This window comes from Proteus sp. fly-1013, assembly GCF_040140245.1.
Classification (GTDB): domain Bacteria; phylum Pseudomonadota; class Gammaproteobacteria; order Enterobacterales; family Enterobacteriaceae; genus Proteus; species Proteus mirabilis_B.
Window position 1 is genome coordinate 343329 of the sequence record NZ_JBEEWD010000005.1, and the last position, 22689, is coordinate 366017.

The window sequence follows — 22689 nt, forward strand, 5'->3', positions numbered from 1 at the left end:
ATTTCAAGAAAATCTAGCGACTGTAAGACGATAACTAAAAAATATTATTTATCTATTTTTTGTTTAATTATCCATAAGATACCCTATTACTCTTACACACTCTTGATTTTTTTACATCTATTAAAAATCGAAGAATAGCTAACAAACTCTTTTTATGCGAGTTGTACCGCAAAAGAGATGATTTTCTTATGTTTAGCATTTAAATATCTTGTCTTGTTTTCGTCATTTGCGTATTTATATTTTATGTGTGAAAGGTATCCCACTTTATTTATCAATGTAATAAAACATCATTTAAATCAATATGTAATAAATTAAAAATAAAGAGTTTTCAGAAAAGTGCAGATTGTCATTAATGGTGAATCAACGATATTATAGTGCGTAAAATTATTTAGCTTTTGGTCTAAAAAGATATTTGGATCATTAAAACAATGAACTGAAACCTTGTGATATGATCATACAATACTTGTGAAATAGAACGAAATGCAGTGTGACAACAGATTTTCACAAATAACTCAAAATTCAATACGTTAAGACAGACAACAACATGACTGACATTCAACACTTAGACTCCCACACACCAATGATGCAGCAGTATCTTAAGATTAAAGCAGAGCATCCTGAAATCTTACTGTTCTATCGTATGGGTGACTTTTATGAACTGTTTTTTGATGATGCTAAAAAAGCCTCTCGCTTATTAGATATTTCATTAACAAAACGAGGTCAGTCCGCAGGCCAACCTATTCCTATGGCTGGTGTTCCGCATCATGCTGTTGAAAACTATCTCGCTAAATTAGTTCAACTAGGGGAATCTGTCGCTATTTGTGAACAAATTGGCGATCCTGCAACCAGTAAAGGCCCCGTTGAGCGCAAAGTTATTCGTATTGTAACGCCGGGTACTGTCACTGATGAAGCCTTACTTGAAGAGCGCCAAGACAACCTTTTAGCCGCTATTTGGCAAGATAAAAATGGCGCATTTGGTTATGCAACGTTAGATATCACATCAGGGCGTTTTCGTGTTACTGAAATGCCAGATAGTGAAAGCATGATTGCTGAATTGCAACGCACTCATCCAGCCGAATTACTCTATCCAGAAACTTTTGAGTCGATGGCACTGATTGAGCGCCAGCAAGGCTTGCGCCGTCGTCCTATTTGGGAATTTGAACCAGAAACCGCAAAACAACAGCTGAATCTACAATTTGGTACTCGTGATTTAACTGGCTTTGGTGTTGAAAATGCACATTTGGCACTCTGTGCTGCAGGGTGCTTATTACAATATGTGAAAGATACACAACGCACTGCATTGCCTCATATCCGCAGCATCACAATGGAACGCCCTCAAGATTCAATTATTTTAGATGCGGCAACTCGTCGTAATCTCGAATTAACTCAAAATCTTGCAGGTGGTACCGATAACACACTCGCATCCGTACTTGATCTTTGTGTTACCCCGATGGGAAGCCGTATGCTGAAACGTTGGATACACTCGCCTTTGCGCCAACGTGAACAATTGATCAAACGCCAAGATGCTATTAGTGCATTACAGCCTCTCTATTTTGAACTGCAACCTTTTTTACGACAAGTTGGTGATCTAGAGCGAGTCTTAGCACGTTTAGCTCTACGCTCCGCACGTCCTCGTGATCTTTCTCGTATGCGCCATGCTTTCCAGCAATATCACGATATTCATCAAGTGCTTGAACAAGCTGATATGCCTTATATTAAAGAATTACAAAAGCGTATTAGCCAGTTCGATGAATTATGTGAATTACTCGAACATGCCATTGTTGAAACACCGCCAGTATTAGTACGTGACGGTGGTGTTATTGCCTCTGGTTATAATGCCGAATTAGATGAATGGCGAGCATTAGCTGATGGCGCAAGTGATTACCTTGATAAACTTGAAATCCGTGAACGTGAAAAATGGGGTATTGATACTCTAAAAGTTGGCTTTAATGGTGTACATGGCTATTACATCCAAGTCAGTCGCGGGCAAAGCAATTTAGTGCCTATGCACTATGTTCGTCGTCAAACGTTGAAAAATGCTGAACGTTATATCATTCCTGAATTAAAAGAGTATGAAGACAAGGTATTAACTTCTAAAGGTAAGGCATTAGCTATCGAAAAAATGCTTTATGAAGAGATTTTTGAAAAGCTATTACCTCACCTTACAGCATTACAAATTAGTGCAGAGGCTTTAGCTGAAACAGATGTTCTTTCTAACCTTGCTGAGCGAGCTGAATCATTAAATTATACTCGCCCAGAATTGAGTGAAAAAACAGGTATTCAAATCACTGGGGGACGTCACCCAGTTGTTGAACAAGTCCTTAGCGAACCGTTTATTTCAAACCCATTACAATTAGCACCTCAACGTCGTTTATTGATTATTACAGGTCCTAATATGGGTGGTAAAAGTACTTATATGCGCCAAGCTGCATTAATTACTTTACTTGCTTATATTGGTAGCTTTGTACCTGCTGAAAAAGCCTTAATTGGTCCTGTCGATCGCATCTTTACACGTGTGGGTGCTTCTGATGATCTTGCTTCTGGACGTTCTACTTTTATGGTTGAAATGACAGAAACTGCCAATATTTTGCATAATGCGACAGAAAATAGTTTGGTCTTAATGGATGAAATCGGTCGAGGTACATCCACTTATGACGGATTATCTTTGGCTTGGGCTTGTGCTGAAAACTTAGCAAATCGCATTAAAGCGATGACTCTCTTTGCAACCCACTATTTTGAATTAACGACACTGCCTGAAAAACTTGAAGGTACTGCAAATATTCACTTAGATGCCGTTGAACATGGCGATACTATTGCCTTTATGCACAGCGTCCAAGAAGGTGCTGCAAGTAAAAGCTATGGTTTAGCCGTCGCATCATTAGCGGGTGTACCCAAAGAGGTTATCCGTCGTGCTAAACAGAAATTAAAAGAGCTTGAAATGCTATCAGGTCATACTGGCTCTGGTCATGTTGAAACGTCACAGCTGATGTTATTAACAGAAGCTGAGCCTTCTGCCATTGAATTAGCATTAGATAAAATCGATCCTGATGCATTAACACCTAGACAAGCATTAGAACAACTCTATCGTTTAAAAGAGATGGCAAAATAAGTCATAAAAAATACTAAATATTGATAGCAAAAAGGCTCTGTTTGATTTTACAGAGCCTTTTTTATGGCTGACTTTTTAATTTTTCAAACTAAGATAATCAAAGATAAATACAGAATTAATTAATTGAAGCATGGCTATATTTCAGTCGCTCACCCAATAACAATAAAGTGTCTTTATCACCATAGTTGTCAAATAAGCGAACAAATGATGATAAAGCAGGATTAAACATCATATCATCAGTAACTTTCTCATAAGATGTATAATCTTTTGTTTTCAATGAAAAAACTAACGTGACTTTATCATCGTTATAACCTTTATTTAGAATTAAGCTGTCATTACTTACCATTAAATCATTTATATATTTATAACCACTTTCATAGAAAGTGTTTAAATTCCCATCAGATTGACGTCGAACAACAGAATAGAGATCACGAGAAGCGTGTTGAGTGATAAGATAGGTATCACCATTAGCATTTTGGGCAACTTCTTTAACACGCAAAGGGAGCCAGCGCGTTTTTGTCACTTCTTTATTCACTAAATTTAGCGTGATTTCTAACGTATTTGTAGTGTAATGGTGATTATAAAAAATAATGAGGGAATCACCTGATAGAGCGTAATGAAATTGTGTAAACTCACCGAAATCTTCAGCGTAATATTGCTTCACCAGATCTTCAGTATTAACTGAATATTCCCAGCTTTCGCCTTCATCTAAACTTGTTAATATCGTCTTATTATCCACTAATACTAATTGCGATGTTGTTTGTGAAAAGAGTAATTTTCCACCAATAAGCGCTAAAGGAAAACGATAATAACCATTGTTAGTCTCTTGCCAAGGAATTAAATCTGCTACTGTAAACTCTGTCAAATCTATAGTTTGTCGTCCCTGCTCTGTAAATAAAACACATTTATCAACAACACAGTAAGCGTTATAAAAGCTCCCTTGACCTTGTGATACAAAGCGCATACCTTCTTTATCAGAAAAGTACAGTGTATATTTTCTCTGGTTATCTTGGCGGTGCAGTCTGCCATAAATATCTACATCATATCGCCCACTATCAGATTCAGTTTTAATTAACATTCCGCTAGAAGCATAAAAAGTATTACGCCAATCATAGTGAGAATAAGGGTATGAAGATAATTCAGAAGCGTTTTCATTTTTCCATTGCCACTTAGAAGCGAATCCATGAAAAAGCACGCCATAAAAAAGCAATAAGCTTAAAATAAATAAACTTGTGATAATAATAAAAGGCTTACGGAAAAAAGGATTCATTGGCGCAGCTCCGTAATATATAGCGGTTGTTTGCTTTTAACACATTGCTGCTGAAGTAAAAAATAGGTTTGATAACTGCTATAACCTTTTTCTGATAACAAAATATAAAGATTTGAAAACAAGGCAGTTAAAAAAGCTATGCCACTCATGATTAAGCCATAGATAATTCCCATTCCTAAAAAGCTATCACCAATAGAATACCAATCCCATTTATCCCAATAATTGCCATTATCATAAACATCAGAAATAGAGAAACTTGCAACCATTGAGAAAATAAAAACACTGACTAATGCAACTACTAACAGTGATAAACGATATGTACGCTGGTGACCAATATACATTTGTCCTGATATTGAATAAGCGCCATTATCTGTATGATTATAAACGCCCAAGACAACAGGCCCTGAGTTCTTATCTTCAGCTTGCCAAAAGAAAAGTTCAACATCATCACCATCAGCAAGAAACAGATTATGATCAGAATAAAATAAGCGTTCTCTATAACTTAATACGAAAGGATGATTATCAATCAGGCAGGATACTTGCATTATCACCGTCTCGCCGTTGCGATGATGCATTTTAATTCTATTAGTACTATGAATTTGTATTGTTCCTCGAACTCGTTGTACTTTACTTTGATTTATTTGAGGAAACGATTTTTTACTCACAGTCAATGAAGGTAATGGTGCCGATTTTATTCCAGTAATAATGAGATGCTCGCCATCTGGAGCTATCAAGGCTTGCTTGGCGATAACTTTATCTAATGCTTTTATTCTCTTTCTATGTTTAGGTCTGGTGCGCTGAAAATAGCGATAAGCTTTTTCTCCGATATAACTGATCCCCGCTATCACCGCACCACATGCAATAACCATAGAAACAACGATAAAGAAATTCACCTCAAGATGGAGAATTGAAAAATAGCTCCAATAACCGCCAACAAGTGTCAGAATAAATGCAAGCAATAACCATTTTTGTTGCTTTGCTGTTAGCGTGAATTTTCTTTCAGGCTCAAGCCTTCCTTTTGTATCATGATAAATCCATTGCACCCAGAAACTGCCATCTTTCAATAATTCAGCACAGATTTTAAGCTCATCGCCTTGTTTTAATCGTTTAAGAAAATCTTGAGAATTAGTAAAATCCTCTTCATTAAGATAGAAGTTTTTACCTGATGCTATTAATCTCACCATTCCATTCGGGGAGATTTTACTTTGGTTAAAATCGCAACGTTCTAATTTAACGTTTAAAAAATAATCTTTCATATCTTCCTTTATCACTTTCATCAGGCTAACAAGGTGCAAGACTGCGCTCTTGTTTTATCGTTTTGAATCGCATAATACAAGATAAAGAAAAGCCGATTAGTAAATCCACTAATCGGCTTTGGTAATAACAATCTGTCAATTAAAGCTATAAACAGAAAAAGGGTGGCTAACTATGCTTTGAAAAGTGCTTCAATACATAATCCCTGACTTTGTAGAATGTCTTTTAAGCGGCGTAGTCCTTCAACTTGAATTTGACGAACTCTTTCTCTTGTTAGACCAATTTCTCTACCAACATCTTCTAAAGTCTCTGCTTCATAGCCTAATAATCCAAAACGACGTGCTAATACTTCACGTTGCTTAGGATTCAATTCAAATAACCACTTTATGATATTTTCCTTGAGGTTATTATTTTGAATTGTTGCTTCCGGCCCTTCTTCATTTTCGTCAGAGATAATATCGAGTAAGGCTTTATCTGAATCACCACCAATTGGGGTATCAACAGAAGTAATACGTTCGTTTAAACGCAGCATCTTACTCACATCTTCAACTGGTTTATCAAGTGTTTGTGCAATCTCTTCAACACTAGGCTCATGATCGAGTTTATGTGCTAATTCTCTTGCTGTTCTTAAATAAACATTCAGCTCTTTAACGATATGAATGGGAAGGCGGATAGTACGAGTCTGGTTCATAATGGCACGTTCAATAGTTTGACGTATCCACCATGTCGCATAAGTTGAAAAACGGAAGCCTTTTTCAGGATCGAATTTTTCAACAGCACGAATAAGTCCTAAGTTCCCTTCTTCAATCAAATCAAGCAGGGCAAGACCTCGGTTTGTATAACGACGAGAGATCTTAACAACTAAACGTAGGTTACTTTCTATCATTCGTTGTCTTGAAGGAATATCGCCTCGCAACGCTCTACGGGCAAAGAAAACTTCTTCTTCAGCGGTCAGCAACGGAGAATAACCAATTTCTCCTAAATAAAGCTGAGTTGCATCGAGCGCACGCTGGTTGACTCCTTCAATAAGTTCAATTTCATCTTGAGCATCAGACTCATTTTCTGCCTCTTTTGCAGCAACTTCATCGAACTCTTCCATGTTCTCTTCAATTTCATCTGTATATAACTCGTCTACTCTTAGCGTACTTTGGCTCATCAGCTGCTCCTACCCTTGATAATTTAGGTAAACGACTCATAATTAAAGTCTGTTTACCAGTTTATCGCTGTGTCACGACACAACGGGTTTACTGATTTTCCCTTGTAACGAATTACAAAATAAAAGATAACATAATCTATTTTACTGTTAATTTTATTCTTTCTTTATTCAATATATAACTTAACTATTGAGTGCAGGTTATTAACAGTTTTTTTATTATATTTTACGTATATTTATCTATACGTAAAATTACTCCATTTGATGCGCTATTTGTGACTATTTACATCTAAAAAAACAAATAAAAATCCATAATAATAAAATAATATCCAATAATTTATATTACGTACTATTATTAAAAAGATAATCTAATAAAGAAAATACCTACCTAAACAAGAGGTTGTTTTATAGTTCATCTTTTCATAACAACGAATCTTTATTCATTTTTTATATAACAATTTTTAGCATACGCATTCATTGATTGAGAATCAACCATCTAATTTAGCGTTATCTATAATTTTATATTGACCTCTCATTTTTAATAATCTTTAAATAAGCACTTATACTTAGATAAAATTTATTTTGTTTCAATATTTTAATTAATTACAGATAAGAAAAAGCCCTCTTCTTTTTGTAAAAAAGAGGGCTTAACTTTAGGATTATTCACTATACGTGTAAAAAATCACTTACCTATTTCTTAGGTAAATAACTCATTGGGTTAAGTGATTTTTCTTTATAACGGATCTCAAAGTGTAGTCGGACAGAACTGGTTCCAGAGCTACCCATTGTGGCAATTTGCTGACCCGCATTCACATTTTGTTGTTCGCGTACCAAAATGGTGTCGTTATGTGCATATGCGCTGAGGTATTCGTCATTATGCTTGATGATAACGAGGTTACCATAGCCACGTAATGCACTACCTGCATAAACCACTTTACCCGCTGCAGTTGCAACAATTGGTGAACCTTTTGTACCACCGATATCGATACCTTTATTACCACCCGGCGCACTTGAATAGCTTTCGATGATGTTACCTTGTGCAGGCCAAATCCACTTACCAGAAACTGCCGTAGGTGCAGGTGTTGCCGCAGTTGTGGTATTTGTATTTGTTGTTGGTGGCGGAGTCGTTGTCTTCGGTTGTGTTGTTGCTGGTTTAGTAATTAATGGTCCCATTGCACCATTGTTTGTTGGTTTGGTATGCGCCGTTTGAACACCAGCATTACTTGATTGATTAATAACCGATGTGTTGACATTGGTATTTGTTCCCGTATTGACCTGACGGTTACCAATATTCAACACTTGCCCTACGTTTAAGCTATAAGGCTCTGGGATGTTATTCATTGACGCCAGTTCTTTTACATCACTATCTGTTATCCAAGCGATATAAAACATGGTATCACCACGTTTTACGGTGTATGTATTACCGTTGTAGTTTCCTTTCGGAATACTCTCGTAGTTACGGTTATACACAATGCGTCCAGTACCATCAGTACTTACATTTTGAGCTGCAACCGATGTTTGAGGACGAGGCTGGCTTTGCGATTGAACCACGCCTCCATTAGACGAAGCGGAGTTCACCTTAATTGAAGGAGGAGGTGACGATTGTAAGGGGGTAGTTCTTTCAATAGGCGTCGCATTACTGTTAGTCATTACAGGTGCGGTTGATACCGTATTATTTGAAGAGCTATCATTTACAGAGGTAATTGGTGCAGGACGATAAGGTGTATCTGCACAGCCTGTTAATGCAAATCCAATTACCGAACACATGATTGCCCAGCGGACATGCTTAATTGGGCTTTCTGAATTCATACTTCCTTCTCCCTTTAAAAAGGCATTAGCATCTAGCAATTTGTCGAGTTAAACAAAAAGACTGCAATTTTTTGAAAATGTTTCATTTATTAGTGCAGATTACGACAAGCTATTAAAAAGCAGTAATAAAAAACGGTCAGATTTATCTGGAAGTTATGCTAACTCGCCTGCAATTAAAGGAACAAATCTAACTGTTTCTATAGATTGGTAGTGAAAATCATTACCTAAACGTCGGATAAACTTCAGTATTTGTTGTTGTTCACCGACAGGTATTATCATCCTGCCACCATCGGCTAACTGCATCAATAACTGTTGTGGTACTTCTGTTGCACATGCTGTCACTATTATGGCATTAAAAGGGGCTTTTGATGACCAACCTTCCCATCCATCACCATGACGTGTCGAGATATTATGTAAATCAAGATGTTTAAAACGTCGTTTAGCTTGCCATTGCAATATCTTTATACGCTCAACAGAACTAACATGATGGACTAAATTTGCTAATACGGCAGTTTGATATCCCGAACCTGTACCAATTTCTAATACAGAATCTGTACTTTGTAATTCCAGTAATGTTGTCATTTTGGCGACAATATAAGGCTGTGAAATAGTTTGCCCATTGCCAATAGGCAAAGCCGTATTTTCGTAAGCCTTATGAGAAAGCGCTTCATCAATAAAAAGCTCTCTAGGTACTTTACTCATTGCTTCCAACAGGCTCTCATCCTTGATGCCATGTTGTTTTAACATTGTCAGTAAGTCTTTCATTGACCGACTTAACATGTTTTTTTGACCTCTGCTTTATTTAACCAATTTTGTAGTAAATCAAGTGCTTTATAGGCTGTTAAATCAACATGTAATGGGGTTATCGAAACATAACCTTCATCAACAGCAGCAAAATCTGTATCAGGACCTACATCATTTTTTTCGCCTGGAGGCCCAATCCAATAAAGACTATTCCCTCTAGGATCAGTATGTGTATAAACATGTTGTGATGCATGACGACTACCACAGCGTGTAATACGAAAACCCTTTACTTCATCAAGAGGAATATCAGGTACGTTAATATTTAGAATATTGCCCGCTCTTAAAGGTACTTGTTGTAACATTGCCAAGACTTCACAAGTTACTTGAGCAGCTGTCTCAAAGTGCGTTTCACCATCAAGTGAAACAGCAATGGCAGGCAAACCTAAAAAACGCCCTTCTGTTGCCGCAGCAACTGTACCTGAATAAATAACATCATCACCCAAATTAGGACCATGATTAATACCAGAAACCACAATATCAGGACGAGGGCGCACTAAGTGATTTACACCAAGATAAACACAATCTGTTGGTGTCCCCTCAACAATTGCAATATCCCCATTTTCAAGCTCTTGCTTGCGTAGAGGTCTGTCGATTGTTAAAGAGTTAGATGCAGCACTACGATTACGATCAGGTGCAACAATTTGTACATCATAACGCTGGCGTAACGCTTTAGCGAGGGTCTGTATCCCCTTCGCCATCACACCATCATCATTACTCACCAATATTTTCAGCATCATCATTCCCTAATAAAATTAATTCACGTACAACGCTAGTTGCAAAGCTTCCTGCGGGTAAAAAGAATGACAGAGAAACAGTGGTATCGTCTACCCAATTCCATGACATATTTTCTGGTAATACATTGATAGCACGTCTTGTATTATCAACACGTTCTTGTCGAGCCAGCGACCAGAAGGCTTCATATTCTGCCAGATTTTCAGTTTCAAAATCTAATGCTTGTGATTGGGTACCTAAATCACCTTTACCCGGTAAAGGCGCAGTAATATGAACATCGTGCTCTTCATAACGAGTTTGTGTTTGAGCTAGTTCTGCTTCATCAACAACAAACCAGCTACCTCGCCCATGAAGTTGCATTGCATCACCGAGCATCACTTTTGAATATAAATCACATTCCAATCTTTTGCTGACAATATGATTAAACATCGCACTACGGGCTGCGGAGAGGTAAAAGCTACGCTTTCCTCGTTCTTTTACGCGGATTTCGTCTGTTGCCCAACGCATGGCTTGTCGTAAATTATCACCATTACGACCAAATCGTTGAGCACCAAAATAGTTGGGGATACCTTTTGCTTTTATTTGCGCCAAACGAGCATCAACAAAATCACGATCAGAAATCTCTCGTAACACCAATGTAAAGTGATTACCTTTTAGTGTTCCTATACGTAATTTACGTTGTTGACGAGTCGTTTCTAGAATTTCACAACCTTCTAAAGCGAGCTGGCTGAAATCAGGCATCTCTTTACCCGGCATACGCAGACAAAACCATTGTTCAGTCACTGCATTTCTGTCTTTTAGACCAGCGTAACTGGCATCACGAGGATGGATCCCAACAAATTTTGCTAATTTTTCAGCAACAAAAGCCGTATTACAACCTGTTTTTCTGATTTTCACCATGACATGCTCGCCTTCCCCATCAAGGGTGAAGCCAAGATCTTCACAGACAATAAAATCTTCAGGGATTGACTTTAATAAACCTGTTGCTTGTGGTTTTCCATGTAACCAATGGAGTTCAGGTAAATCACTCATTCAGGTAATGACTCTTTCATTAGTAAAACAACGGCTTCACAGGCAATGCCTTCTTTTCTACCGACAAATCCAAGCTTTTCTGTTGTGGTCGCTTTCACATTGATGTCATCAACGTGGCAATGAAGATCTTCTGCGATATTGACGCGCATTTGTGGTGTATGAGGTAGCATTTTTGGAGCCTGAGCAATGATCGTGACATCTAAGTTACCAATTCGGTAACCTTTTGCTCTTACGCGTGAGAAGGCTTCACGAAGGAGTACACGGCTATCTGCACCTTTGTATGCAGGGTCGGTATCAGGAAACAATGTGCCAATGTCACCCATTGCCACTGCACCTAAAATAGCATCTGTCACTGCATGTAATACTACATCGCCATCAGAGTGAGCTAACAGCCCTTGTTCATAAGGAACTCTGACACCGCCAATAATAATAGGGCCTTCACCGCCAAATTTATGTACGTCGTAACCGTGTCCAATTCTCATTTTATTATGTGTTCCTTATACTGGTGATTTGGCGTGAGAGGAAAAACTCTGCAAGCGCTAAATCTTCTGGCTGAGTAACTTTGATATTATCTGCACGACCTTTAACTAATAAAGGTTCATATCCAGCAAACTCCATCGCTGAGGCTTCATCAGTAATCGTTGCTTTTTGAGAGAGTGCATTTTCTATATTTTGTTTTAATAACAATGCAGGAAAGAATTGTGGCGTTAAAGCATGCCATAGCGTTGTTCTTTCTACTGTTTGTTCAATATGATTATCTTGTTGATGACTACGTTTCATTGTATCGCGAACAGGTGTCGCAAGAATGCCACCACAAAAGTGAGGTTCCATGACGTTTTCATCAATGAGTTTAATTAAATGGTCAAGATCGCCAAAATGTAGGCAAGGTCTTGCTGCATCGTGAACTAATGCCCATGTGTTTTCAGGAAAATGTTGAGTAACATACGCTAAACCTGACAATACAGAGTCAGCACGTTCGCCACCACCATTAACCGTTATTATTCTTTCATCTTGTGCTAAAGGTAAAGTGTGAAAGTAGCTGTCATTAGGGCTGATCGCCACGATAATTTGCGTTATACGTGGGTGTTTCAATAAGGCATTAATGGTATGTTCAAGAATAGTCAATCCGCCAATCTTCAAATATTGTTTTGGGCAGACTGATTGCATTCGACTTCCGATACCGGCTGCCGGGATAACGGCAACAATAGGAAGAGTAGAGTTTGTTATATTCATTATGATATTTGTATCAGGACACACTATTAATTCAATAAATTAACGACGTGGTTGAGATTTATCGCTCACAATACGGAAAAATGTCTCATTAGGCTTTATCATTCCTAATTCACTACGAGCACGCTCTTCTAGTGCTTCTTGCCCGCCATTGAGGTCATCAATCTCTGCAAATAGACGATCATTACGCTCTTTTAACTGCGTATTTTGCGCCAATGCAGATTCAACTTCTTGAGTTACTTTGTTGTAATCATGGATACCATTTTTACCTAACCACAATGAATATTGTAGCCAGCCAAGTAAAATCAGAAGTAAGACTGTTAATTTCCCCATTACCACCCCCAAGATTAATGGGCTAATCATCCCACAACTCAACCACAGACGCCACAAAAGCGCTGGAATATATTACATTATTATTCCCATTATCCTCACTATAAACGTGAATAACTTCTATAAAATTCAGACTAAGGTTTGATTTTTTCTTATTAAGATGAAGTGCTATGGGGGTTATTTATAAATAAATGGACACTTAATTAATGTGTGAATCCGCATTGAAATAGCATGGCGTAATACGCATTTTTTACTCTAAATACATACATTATCTCTACACATATCCCCTTTTTATCGGGTATTTGTGTAGAGATAATTTAATACCATCATAAAATTAACAGTAAATTTGTTTTTGCCGTAGGTATGTGAGGATCTGCTGGATAAGGGTATTTATAGGAAGTGTGCCGTCTAAATGTAATTCAGGATCAATGGGCGGCTCATAAGGCGAATCAATACCTGAGAACTGCTTTATCTCACCGCGTCTTGCTTTTTGATAAAGCCCTTTCGGATCACGGGCTTCACAAATAGAAAGTGGTGTATCAACAAAGATCTCAATAAATCTTCCTTGATCAAAGCTTCCCCTAACTTGTTGTCTGTCTTTTTGGTAAGGCGAGATAAAAGCCGTTAAGACAATCAGTCCCGCATCTACCATCAATTTAGCCACTTCACCCACACGGCGGATATTTTCGTGCCTATCTTCAGCACTAAATCCGAGATCACGACATAATCCATGACGTAAGTTATCGCCATCCAATAGATAGGTATGAATGAGTGAATGTTTTTGTGAATGCTGATAAAGCGCTTGTTCTAGTGCATCGGCAAGTGTGGATTTACCTGAGCCAGATAAACCGGTAAACCAAAGCACACATCCTTTGTGTGCTTGTTGTGATTCGCGTTCATTTAATCCAATTTTATGAGGATGCCAAATAATATCGTTGCTTATCACCACTATTTTCCTCCAAGAAGATCTCTCGCTCCCCAATGGGGAAAATGGCGACGGATAAGTTGATTTAACTCGACTTCAAAAGCATCATATTGTGTCGTAGTTTGTATCGCGTTATCTCTTGTTTCTCGAATAAGCCCAGCGCCAATTGTGACATTGCTTAGTCGATCAATAAAGATAAGTCCCCCCATATCTGCATTAGCTTGATAGTTATCCAGCACCAGTGGCTCTTCAAATGAGGCTTCAACACTACCAATCGCATTTAAACTTAAGTTATCTGTGACTTGTTGGGTGAGCTTATTCACATCCACTTGATAATGGATATTCTCTATTTTGGCACGGCTTTTTTTGCCTGCGATCTTGATGTCTAGAGTATGCCCTTGCACTAAGGGTTGCTCTGACATCCACACTACGTCAATTAATGCATGAGTACTAATATTGGCAGTTGTATCGTTATCATCAACGATAATATCCCCTCGACTAATATCAATTTCATCAGCTAAAACAAGTGTGATGGCTTGTCCTGCACTCGCTTGTGTTAAATCGCCATCAAAAGTAACAATACGTTTGATAGTAGAACGTTGCCCCGAAGGTAATACTTTGATTTGTTGACCTTGATAAAGAACACCAGAAGACACCGTACCGCTGTACCCTCTAAAATCTAAATCTGGGCGATTTACATATTGCACAGGAAAACGTAGCAATTGCATGTCTGAACCTAATTTAACCGGCGCATCTTCCAATAATGAAAGCAATGTTTTTCCTTGATACCAAGGCATATTCAATGAGGGAGAAACCACATTGTCACCATCAAGGGCAGAAATAGGAACAAATTCAATGGTTAGATCCGTTGGGAGCTGATCGGCAAAATGAAGATAATCTTGTTGGATCGAATCAAAAGTTGCTTGCTGATAATCCACCAGATCCATTTTATTGATTGCAACGATTAAATGGCGGATCCCAAGGAGTGTACTGATAAAACTGTGCCGTCGAGTTTGTTCTTGTACACCTTTTCGAGCATCGATCAGCAGAATAGAAAGCGTACTGGTTGATGCACCTGTCGCCATATTGCGGGTATATTGAGCATGTCCGGGTGTATCAGCAATAATAAACTTACGCTTTGAAGTTGAAAAATAGCGATAAGCAACATCAATAGTGATCCCTTGCTCTCTTTCTGCTGCTAATCCATCCACCAGCAAAGCAAGATCGAGTTTTTCACCTTGAGTGCCGATCTTTTTACTTTCATTTTGTAATGTAGAAAGCTGATCTTCATAGATCTGCCTTGTATCATGAAGTAAACGTCCTATTAGTGTGCTTTTTCCATCATCGACATTGCCACAGGTTAGAAATCGCAGTAATCCTTTATTCTGTTGAGTCTTGAGATAGCGCTCTACACCGCCCTGTTGTGCAATTTCACCTGCGACAAGTTGATTCGTTTTTATGGCTAAAAGTCCCATATTTCCTCCGATTAAAAATAACCTTGGCGTTTTTTCAGTTCCATTGATGCCGACTGATCACTGTCAATTAAACGCCCTTGTCGTTCACTGCTGGTGGAAATCAGCATTTCTTCAATAATGGCAGGGAGTGTTTCTGCTTGAGAAGGGATCGCCCCCGTTAATGGCCAGCATCCCAACGTTCTAAATCTCACTTTTTGCTGTGCGATAACTTCACCCGGTTTTAGATCAATTCTGTCGTCATCAACCATAATTAAGGTGCCATCACGCTCAATAACAGGTCTATTTTTTGCAAAATAGAGCGGAACAATGTCGATATTTTCTAAATAGATATATTGCCAAATATCGAGTTCTGTCCAATTAGATAACGGAAATACTCGGATACTTTCGCCTTTATTAATCTGTCCGTTATAGTTTCTCCATAATTCGGGGCGCTGGTTTTTCGGATCCCAGCGATGCTTTCTATCTCTAAACGAATAGATACGCTCCTTGGCTCGTGATTTTTCTTCATCGCGGCGTGCACCACCAAATGCTGCATCAAAACCATATTTATCTAAGGCTTGCTTTAGCCCTTCTGTTTTCATGATATCGGTGTGTTTTGCACTACCATGAATAAACGGATTAATTCCAAGCTCTACACCTTGTGGATTTCGATAAACTTTAAGATCAAAGCCATATTCTTTAGCCGTTTTATCTCGAAATTCATACATTTCTCGAAATTTCCAGCCTGTATCAACATGCAATAAAGGAAAAGGTAATTTCGCGGGATAAAACGCCTTGCGAGCTAAATGCAACATCACCGAGGAATCTTTGCCTATTGAATAAAGCATGACGGGATTTTCAAATTCAGCGACAACTTCACGCAGAATATAAATACTTTCTGCTTCTAATTGCTGAAGATGAGTTAACTGTGTTTCATTCATAACAACCTCATTTAGGCAAAATGAACCAAAGGTGAATGGAGTGACTGTAAGGATTGATAAGCATGTCTGTCACCAAACCACGCAAGTTGGTGATGTAGTGCAGCGACTTCCCCAACAATTAATAAAGCGGGAGTCGGTGCTTTTTCAGCTAACTGCGCTAATTGTGTTAGATTTCCCGTGAAGACTTGCTGATCACGACGCGTGCCACAACTAATCACGGCGATAGGCGTTAATGGAGAACGTCCGAGTTTGATTAAACGCTGGCTAATAAGCTCTGCTTTTGCTGTCCCCATATAAATAGCGAGAGTGTGATTAGCTTGCGCTAACGATGCCCAATCCGGTTCGATCCCATCTGCTTTACAATGCCCAGTCATAAAGGTGACACTTTGAGCATATTGCCGATGGGTTAATGGGATACCCGCATAGGCACTCGCTCCGCTTGCAGCCGTGATCCCCGGTACTACTTGAAAAGAGATCCCATGCGCAATAGCAACTTCAATTTCTTCACCACCTCGTCCAAAAATAAAGGGATCGCCCCCTTTTAATCGAACAACGCGTTTGCCAAGTTGCGCATATTTCACGATCAGTGCATTGGTTTCTTCTTGAGAAACACTATGGTGTCCGGCTCTTTTACCTACGCAAATAGTGTCAGCATCACGGCGAACAAGCTCTAAAACCTCAAGGCTCACTAAACTGTCATAGAGCACAACTTCAGCTTGTTGAATAACCTGTAAACCGCGCAGTGTTAATAACCCTGCATCACCGGGACCAGCCCCAACTAATGCAAGTTCTCCTTGTTGGCACTCTTGTTGTTTCAATTGCTGTTCAAGCAAGGCTTCTGCTTGTGCTAATTGATCGCTTGCCACTAAAGAAGCAAATTTACCACTGAAGGCTTGCTCCCAAAAACGACAACGAGCTTGAAAAGTCTCTAAGTGCTGTTTCACTTTATTGCGCCATTTTCCGGCTATTGTCGCCATTGCACCTAATGAGCTTGGCAATAAGGCTTCTAATTTCTCGCGGATCATACGCACCAAAACGGGTGCTTTTCCCGCCGATGAAATGGCAATCAAAATGGGGTTTCTATCGATAATTGCCGGAAAAATAAATGAGCATTGAGGTTGTGAATCCACCACATTGACAAAAATATGCCGTGCTTGTGCATCAAGATAAACTTGCTGATTAAGCACACTGTCATCAGTGGCTACAATCACAAGCATCATTCCTAATAGATGTTCAGATTGATATTTTGCTGATACCCATTCAATTTTATCTTGCTGATAAGCAAGGTGTAATTCATCACATAGCTGAGGTGCAATTACTCTTAAGCGAGCGCCTGCTCTTAACAACAGTAAAGCTTTACGCGCAGCAACATGACCACCACCAACCAATAACACTGGGCGTTCTTTTAATTCCACAAATAAGGGTAGGTAATCCATACGCGCATTTCACCTTCGTTGTTCACTTTATAACTAATGACTATAAAAGGTGCTTTAGAGGTTATGAAATGACAAAAAGCTATGTGATGGAACAGAAAGGAATAAGAAAAAATAAAGTATTTTCAATTAGTTATTTATTTTAGAAAAGACAAAAAGGGCAATAGATAAACTCTATTCCCCCAATTATTTATTGGTAGATAATGGCGTTATTCGTGTAATCCACACTCGCGTTTTAAGCCAAAAAATCGTGTTTCTTCTTCACTCATACCCTCTTCCCATTTTCGAGTTGTATGAGTATCTCCCACAGAGAGATAACCTTGCTCCCATAAAGGGTGATAAGGTAAGCCGTTTTCTTTAAGATATTGATAGACCTGCTTATTATCCCAATCAACGATAGGTAAAAACTTAAAGATCCCTTTTGCGATTGAAAGTACTGGCAAATGTTCACGGCTTTTAGCTTGTTGTCGGCGAAGACCAGCAAACCATGTTTGAGCCTGCAATGTTTTTAATGCCCTCTCCATCGGCTCTACTTTGTTTATCTGGTTATAACGTTCAATACCGTCAATACCTTCTAACCAAAGTTTGCCGTAGCGCGCTTCTTGCCAAGATGAAGATATTTCAGCTCGATAGACTTTCAAGTTAAGTTGTAACTGCTCAGCCAGCGTATCAATAAATTGATAGGTTTCAGGAAATAAATAACCTGTATCGGTCAAAATAACAGGAATATTAGGATATTGTCGAGTGATTAAATGCAGACATACCGCAGCTTGGATACCAAAACTAGAGCTTAATACATAGGCTTTAGGCAAATGTTCTAAAGCCCAAGTAACACGTTCAACGGCGCTTAATTGCTCTAACTGTTGATTAATCTCACTCAAAGCATGTGTTTGCTCTTCAACAGGTAACTGTTTTAGCGAAGCAAGCTGAAATAGACTCATACCGCCTCCTGCACTTCATAAAAATCAATCGCTGAATTCAGTACAGGTTTAACAATATTAGTGCGGATAAGAAAATCACCGAACCCTTCATTGTTATGACGAGAAATCGCCCATTCGCCAATCAGTGGATCGAGTATTGCAATAATTTCTTGCGAGGTAATATTTTCACGATACATTCTAGGAATACGTGTCCCAATGCGATTGCCCCCTAAATGCAAGTTGTAGCGATCAGGAGCTTTACCCACCAGCCCAACTTCTGCCAACATAGCACGACCACAACCATTTGGGCATCCCGTTACACGTACAACAATATGCTCGTCACTCACACCATGTTTTGTCATCAAACTATCAAGGGTATCGGTGAATGAAGGCAAAAAGCGCTCAGCTTCTGCCATTGCCAATGGACATGTAGGGAAAGAAACACACGCCATCGCATGTTCACGCAGTGCTGTAACTTCACTATTAATCAAACCATATCGACGAGCAATCGCTTCAATATTGGCTTTTTCACTTTCTGGTACACCTGCCACAATCAAATTTTGATTGGCAGTCAGTCGGAAATCACCCTGATGGATTTTGGCAATTTCCGCCACGCCCGTTTTTAATGGAGCATCAGGCGTATCAATCAATCGCCCACTTTCAATAAATAAAGTAAGGTGCCATTTATCATCAACACCTTTTAACCAACCGATTTGATCGCCTCGATGGGTAAATTCATAAGGTCGAATGGCCTCAAAAATTACTCCAGAACGGCGTTCAACCTCTTGTTTAAATGTCTCTACGCCAACTCGTTCTAGTGTGTATTTTGTTTTTGCATTTTTGCGTTCAGTTCGATTTCCCCAATCACGCTGAGTCGTCACAATGGCTTCTGCAATTGCCAATGTATTCTCAATAGGGATATAACCAAACTCACTGGCTAAGCGGGGAAAGGTATTTTTATCGCCATGTGTCATTGCAAGACCGCCCCCCACAAGCACGTTAAAACCAACTAAATGCCCGTTTTCAGCAATCGCAATAAAATTCATATCATTAGCATGAAGATCAACATCATTGTGAGGTGGGATCACCACCGTGGTTTTAAATTTCCGCGGTAAATAGGTTTCTCCTAAAATAGGCTCTTCATCTGTTGTTGCTACTTTCTCTTTATCTAACCAAATTTCCGCATAAGCATGAGTACGAGGTAACAGATGTTCTGATATTTTTTTCGCCCACTCATACGCTTCTTGGTGTAATGAAGATTGCACTGGGTTTGAAGTACATAACACGTTACGGTTAACATCGTTCGCTGTCGCTAAAGCATCAAGACCTGTTGCCACCAGCATTTGATGTGCAGGTTTTACATTGCCTTTTAAAATGCCATGAAATTGAAATGTTTGACGATTAGTAATACGAATACTGCCATAAAGCGTATTTTCAGTCGCAAACTTATCGATGCTAAGCCACTGTTTAGGCGAAATAATGCCTCCGGGTAAACGGCAACGCAGCATCATTGCATGACGAGGTTCTAACATTTGCTCCGCACGCTCAGCGCGAATATCTCTGTCATCTTGTTGATACATGCCATGAAAGCGGATCAATAGAAAGTTATCGCCTTCAAAACCACCCGTTAAACCATTTTGTAAGTCTTCTGTAATAGTGCCGCGTAAAAAGTGACTCTCTTTTTTCATGCGTTCACTATCAGCCAGTTTCCCTTCAACCACTAAGGGCGCTTGAGTGTGTGATTTCATTTAATAGACATCCCTCTGATAACGCCGTTCTAGGCGTAGCTCACTTAAGTATTCATCTGCTTCTTCAATATTTTTATTGCCATACTCCATCACAATATCTAACAACGCCTGTTCAACATCTTTTGCCATTTGTGACGCATCGCCACAGACATAAAGATAAGCACCTTGCTGTAACCATTGCCAAATCTCACTACCACGTTCGCGTAATTTATCTTGTACATAAATTTTATGTGCTTGATCTCGTGACCATGCTAAATCGATATGAGTTAACAGACCGCTTTTGACATAACGTTGCCATTCCACTTGATAGAGAAAATCTTCTACAAAATGAGGATTACCAAAAAATAACCAGTTTTTACCTGTTGCAGCGTCATTGTCGCGCTGTTGCATAAAACCTCGAAAAGGTGCGATACCTGTACCTGGACCAATCATAATGACAGGTGCGGTGTTATCTTCAGGTAGGCGAAAATGCGCATTTTTTTCGATAAAAACATTGATGCTATCGCCTTCTTTTAAGCTATCTGCTAAAAATCCAGAGGCTCCACCGGTATAAGCTCGAGAGTTAACGTCATAACGTACAACCCCTAAAGTAAGGTGTACTTCGTCTTCTACTTCTTGTTGTGACGATGCAATAGAGTAAAGGCGAGGAGTCAGTGGACGTAAAATATCAACAAAATCTTGTGCCGTAGGTTGAGCACAATATTGGCGTACCATCTCATTAATAGGGTGTTTGTCTGCATATTGCTGAAGCATGGTTTTATCAGCCACTAATGACAATAGATCTTCATGCCGCGTCAATTGGGCATAGGCTTTTACGATAGGTGCGCTATTTTGAGTTAGCTCACAATGATGCAGTAACGCTTCTTTTAAGGTGAATGTTTGAGATTTTAATGTGACAGACTCATTACCCTTTAGCCACAACAAAGCAATCAGTTCATCAACTTTTTCAGGCGAGTTATTAAACCAAACCCCCAGTGCATCACCGGGTTGATATTGCAAATCAGAACCTTCAAGGCTGATTTCAATATGGCGAATATCTCTATCTGAATTTCTGCCTGTAATTTTTTGATTAGTCAGTAATGTGGCAGTAAAAGGGGCATCTCGATGATAAATAGATGACTCAATTGTATCCGTCGTACCTGATTGCGTTTGTTGTAAGACTTGCGTGCTTTGTGTCGGAACTCTTGCCTTTAAGATCTCTGTAAGCTGTTTTATCCATTCATCCGCAACGGCTTGATATTCAACATCAGCATCAACTCTTGGTAATAAACGTGTTGCGCCCAGTTGTGCAATTCGCTCATCAAAGTCTTTTCCTGCTTTACAGAAATGCTCATAGGAAGTATCACCTAAGCTCAATACTGCATAAGACGTTTCTTTCATTTCAGCCGCTTTTTTAGAGTTCAGATATTTATAAAAAGCGATTGCTTCTTCAGGAGGATCACCTTCTCCTTGCGTAGATGCAATGATGATCAAGGTTGTTGTTTTATGGATCTGCTTAAACTTATATTCACCTGCGGAATATAGTTCTACATTCAATTTGTGAGCAACCAGATTATCTCGTAACTGTTCGGCAAGATGACGCGCATTACCCGTTTGAGAAGCAGAGATCAATGTAATGGTTTCCTGCTCTGGTACGTGTACTGAAGTAACCGCTGTCGATGCGGATACAACAGAAGGATTAAGCTGCCCCCACAAATAGCCAGATAACCACGCAATTTGCGCTGTTGAGAGATCTTTTGTTGCGTCCTGTAATTTATTCAATTGCTCCGGTGTTAATGGAAGCATTGATAATAATGGAGGTTGATTGCTCATTTATCCTGCCTTAAAAAGCGAAGCACTTATCTGTGCTTTATTGTTCTTTGATAATATTTCTAATATTGAGAGGGTATCCCACGACTAGAAGGTGAATTAAAGACCTGTTGGCTCTATCTAATAACCTTAAATGCTAAATTTATTTATCGGTTTCCTTTACCAATATAATCAATAAGCAAAAAGGAACATAATAAGCCATTAAGATTAAGGGAGATTAGGCGTGATACGCTAAATCGGCTACACTGGTACACTTCGTACTATTTGTGTCTTTTTTTTACTAATTAAGTCAAGAGAGTTTTGATGACAACCACCATCTTTAAAGATTTTCAGTTTGAAGCCGCTCACCATTTGCCACATGTTCCTGAAGGCCACAAATGTGGACGTCTTCATGGGCACTCCTTTCTTGTTAGATTAGAGCTAACAGGTGAAGTTGATACACATTCAGGTTGGCTTATTGATTTTGCTGATGTGAAAGCCGCATTTAAACCTACTCTTGAGCGTCTAGATCACTACTATCTTAATGAAATTGAAGGCCTAGAAAATCCGACCAGCGAAGTGCTGGCAAAATGGATTTGGCAACAAGTAAAACCGTCATTACCATTATTATCTGCGGTGATGGTGAAAGAGACGTGTACAGCAGGATGTATTTATCGCGGTGAATAAATCGGTTTTAACATTAACCCGTTATCACCTAAAAGAAAATCAGCCTTTATTGGCTGATTTTTTTATATTA

At 39.0% G+C, this 22689-nt stretch carries 19 protein-coding genes; 2 read left to right on the plus strand and 17 right to left on the minus strand.

All coding sequences use genetic code 11. The features are described 5' to 3' along the window. The first annotated feature begins 544 nt into the window (after positions 1-544). The gene (mutS, locus tag ABN236_RS12120) at positions 545-3109 is read left to right on the plus strand and encodes a DNA mismatch repair protein MutS (RefSeq protein WP_318619573.1); all 2565 of its coding nucleotides are present in this window, start codon (positions 545-547) and stop codon (positions 3107-3109) included. Positions 3110-3224: 115 nt separating this feature from the next. On the opposite strand, the gene ABN236_RS12125 is transcribed toward mutS, so the two are convergent. The 17 genes from ABN236_RS12125 to cysJ all read right to left on the minus strand — a co-directional run bounded on the left by ABN236_RS12125 (position 3225) and on the right by cysJ (position 21956). After that, entirely contained in the window at positions 3225-4379 is a 1155-nt protein-coding gene (locus ABN236_RS12125; protein WP_349474087.1) for a hypothetical protein, read from the minus strand. Beyond that, a complete protein-coding gene (locus tag ABN236_RS12130; protein WP_349474088.1) occupies positions 4376-5635 on the minus strand; it encodes a hypothetical protein in 1260 nt (419 codons plus the stop codon). The genes ABN236_RS12125 and ABN236_RS12130 overlap by 4 nt, the downstream gene beginning before the upstream one ends. Positions 5636-5805: 170 nt before the next feature. Then, the gene (gene rpoS, locus ABN236_RS12135; RefSeq protein WP_023582671.1) at positions 5806-6789 is read right to left on the minus strand and encodes an RNA polymerase sigma factor RpoS; all 984 of its coding nucleotides are present in this window, start codon (positions 6787-6789) and stop codon (positions 5806-5808) included. 687 nt (positions 6790-7476) lie between these two features. After that, on the minus strand, positions 7477-8595 hold the full coding sequence (gene nlpD / locus ABN236_RS12140) for a murein hydrolase activator NlpD (protein WP_311755821.1): 1119 nt from the start codon (positions 8593-8595) through the stop codon (positions 7477-7479). Positions 8596-8748: 153 nt separating this feature from the next. Beyond that, on the minus strand, positions 8749-9375 hold the full coding sequence (locus tag ABN236_RS12145) for a protein-L-isoaspartate(D-aspartate) O-methyltransferase (protein ID WP_075673789.1): 627 nt from the start codon (positions 9373-9375) through the stop codon (positions 8749-8751). Continuing rightward, a complete protein-coding gene (gene surE, locus ABN236_RS12150; protein ID WP_088494730.1) occupies positions 9369-10133 on the minus strand; it encodes a 5'/3'-nucleotidase SurE in 765 nt (254 codons plus the stop codon). The genes ABN236_RS12145 and surE overlap by 7 nt, the downstream gene beginning before the upstream one ends. Next, positions 10111-11163 carry a tRNA pseudouridine(13) synthase TruD gene (gene truD / locus ABN236_RS12155; protein ID WP_088494729.1) on the minus strand — a complete coding sequence of 351 codons (1053 nt, stop codon included), beginning with the start codon at positions 11161-11163 and terminating at the stop codon, positions 10111-10113. Before truD ends, surE begins: the two co-directional genes overlap by 23 nt. After that, positions 11160-11645 carry a 2-C-methyl-D-erythritol 2,4-cyclodiphosphate synthase gene (gene ispF, locus ABN236_RS12160; protein WP_023582677.1) on the minus strand — a complete coding sequence of 162 codons (486 nt, stop codon included), beginning with the start codon at positions 11643-11645 and terminating at the stop codon, positions 11160-11162. Before ispF ends, truD begins: the two co-directional genes overlap by 4 nt. A 4-nt stretch (positions 11646-11649) precedes the next feature. Next, positions 11650-12396 (minus strand): 2-C-methyl-D-erythritol 4-phosphate cytidylyltransferase, encoded by a 747-nt coding sequence (gene ispD, locus ABN236_RS12165; RefSeq protein WP_194951105.1) that lies wholly within the window; start codon positions 12394-12396, stop codon positions 11650-11652. A 39-nt stretch (positions 12397-12435) separates the two neighbouring features. Continuing rightward, positions 12436-12726, minus strand: a complete 291-nt coding sequence (ftsB, locus tag ABN236_RS12170; protein WP_036913758.1) for a cell division protein FtsB — start codon at positions 12724-12726, stop codon at positions 12436-12438. Positions 12727-13057: 331 nt separating this feature from the next. After that, positions 13058-13672, minus strand: coding sequence for an adenylyl-sulfate kinase (gene cysC, locus ABN236_RS12175; RefSeq protein ID WP_194951106.1), 615 nt, complete (start codon positions 13670-13672; stop codon positions 13058-13060). After that, entirely contained in the window at positions 13672-15123 is a 1452-nt protein-coding gene (cysN, locus tag ABN236_RS12180; protein ID WP_349474089.1) for a sulfate adenylyltransferase subunit CysN, read from the minus strand. Before cysN ends, cysC begins: the two co-directional genes overlap by 1 nt. Before the next feature lie 11 nt (positions 15124-15134). Then, entirely contained in the window at positions 15135-16043 is a 909-nt protein-coding gene (gene cysD / locus ABN236_RS12185) for a sulfate adenylyltransferase subunit CysD (protein ID WP_194951108.1), read from the minus strand. Positions 16044-16054: 11 nt separating this feature from the next. Next, positions 16055-17479, minus strand: coding sequence for a siroheme synthase CysG (gene cysG, locus ABN236_RS12190; protein WP_349474090.1), 1425 nt, complete (start codon positions 17477-17479; stop codon positions 16055-16057). Positions 17480-17685: 206 nt separating this feature from the next. Further along, positions 17686-18417 carry a phosphoadenylyl-sulfate reductase gene (locus ABN236_RS12195; RefSeq protein ID WP_349474091.1) on the minus strand — a complete coding sequence of 244 codons (732 nt, stop codon included), beginning with the start codon at positions 18415-18417 and terminating at the stop codon, positions 17686-17688. Beyond that, a complete protein-coding gene (gene cysI / locus ABN236_RS12200) occupies positions 18414-20144 on the minus strand; it encodes an assimilatory sulfite reductase (NADPH) hemoprotein subunit (protein WP_270754540.1) in 1731 nt (576 codons plus the stop codon). The genes ABN236_RS12195 and cysI overlap by 4 nt, the downstream gene beginning before the upstream one ends. Beyond that, complete coding sequence (cysJ, locus tag ABN236_RS12205; RefSeq protein WP_349474092.1) at positions 20145-21956, minus strand: NADPH-dependent assimilatory sulfite reductase flavoprotein subunit; 1812 nt, start codon at positions 21954-21956, stop codon at positions 20145-20147. Positions 21957-22253: 297 nt separating this feature from the next. Here cysJ and queD point away from each other — a divergent pair, with 297 nt between their 5' ends. After that, the gene (gene queD / locus ABN236_RS12210; RefSeq protein WP_349474093.1) at positions 22254-22619 is read left to right on the plus strand and encodes a 6-carboxytetrahydropterin synthase QueD; all 366 of its coding nucleotides are present in this window, start codon (positions 22254-22256) and stop codon (positions 22617-22619) included. The last annotated feature ends 70 nt before the right edge of the window (positions 22620-22689 follow it).

Excerpts from the sequence above, each read along its gene's own strand:
- ABN236_RS12125 (WP_349474087.1), bottom strand. The coding sequence starts at position 4,379 with ATGAATCCTTTTTTCCGTAAGCCTTTTATTATTATCACAAGTTTATTT.
- rpoS (WP_023582671.1), bottom strand. The coding sequence starts at position 6,789 with ATGAGCCAAAGTACGCTAAGAGTAGACGAGTTATATACAGATGAAATT.
- cysI (WP_270754540.1), bottom strand. The coding sequence starts at position 20,144 with ATGAAATCACACACTCAAGCGCCCTTAGTGGTTGAAGGGAAACTGGCT.
- ABN236_RS12130 (WP_349474088.1), bottom strand. The coding sequence starts at position 5,635 with ATGAAAGATTATTTTTTAAACGTTAAATTAGAACGTTGCGATTTTAAC.
- cysJ (WP_349474092.1), bottom strand. The coding sequence starts at position 21,956 with ATGAGCAATCAACCTCCATTATTATCAATGCTTCCATTAACACCGGAG.
- nlpD (WP_311755821.1), bottom strand. The coding sequence starts at position 8,595 with ATGAATTCAGAAAGCCCAATTAAGCATGTCCGCTGGGCAATCATGTGT.
- ispD (WP_194951105.1), bottom strand. The coding sequence starts at position 12,396 with ATGAATATAACAAACTCTACTCTTCCTATTGTTGCCGTTATCCCGGCA.
- surE (WP_088494730.1), bottom strand. The coding sequence starts at position 10,133 with ATGCTGAAAATATTGGTGAGTAATGATGATGGTGTGATGGCGAAGGGG.
- ispF (WP_023582677.1), bottom strand. The coding sequence starts at position 11,645 with ATGAGAATTGGACACGGTTACGACGTACATAAATTTGGCGGTGAAGGC.
- mutS (WP_318619573.1), top strand. The coding sequence starts at position 545 with ATGACTGACATTCAACACTTAGACTCCCACACACCAATGATGCAGCAG.
- cysD (WP_194951108.1), bottom strand. The coding sequence starts at position 16,043 with ATGAATGAAACACAGTTAACTCATCTTCAGCAATTAGAAGCAGAAAGT.
- cysG (WP_349474090.1), bottom strand. The coding sequence starts at position 17,479 with ATGGATTACCTACCCTTATTTGTGGAATTAAAAGAACGCCCAGTGTTA.
- cysN (WP_349474089.1), bottom strand. The coding sequence starts at position 15,123 with ATGGGACTTTTAGCCATAAAAACGAATCAACTTGTCGCAGGTGAAATT.
- ABN236_RS12195 (WP_349474091.1), bottom strand. The coding sequence starts at position 18,417 with ATGAGTCTATTTCAGCTTGCTTCGCTAAAACAGTTACCTGTTGAAGAG.
- ftsB (WP_036913758.1), bottom strand. The coding sequence starts at position 12,726 with ATGGGGAAATTAACAGTCTTACTTCTGATTTTACTTGGCTGGCTACAA.
- truD (WP_088494729.1), bottom strand. The coding sequence starts at position 11,163 with ATGAGTGATTTACCTGAACTCCATTGGTTACATGGAAAACCACAAGCA.
- ABN236_RS12145 (WP_075673789.1), bottom strand. The coding sequence starts at position 9,375 with ATGTTAAGTCGGTCAATGAAAGACTTACTGACAATGTTAAAACAACAT.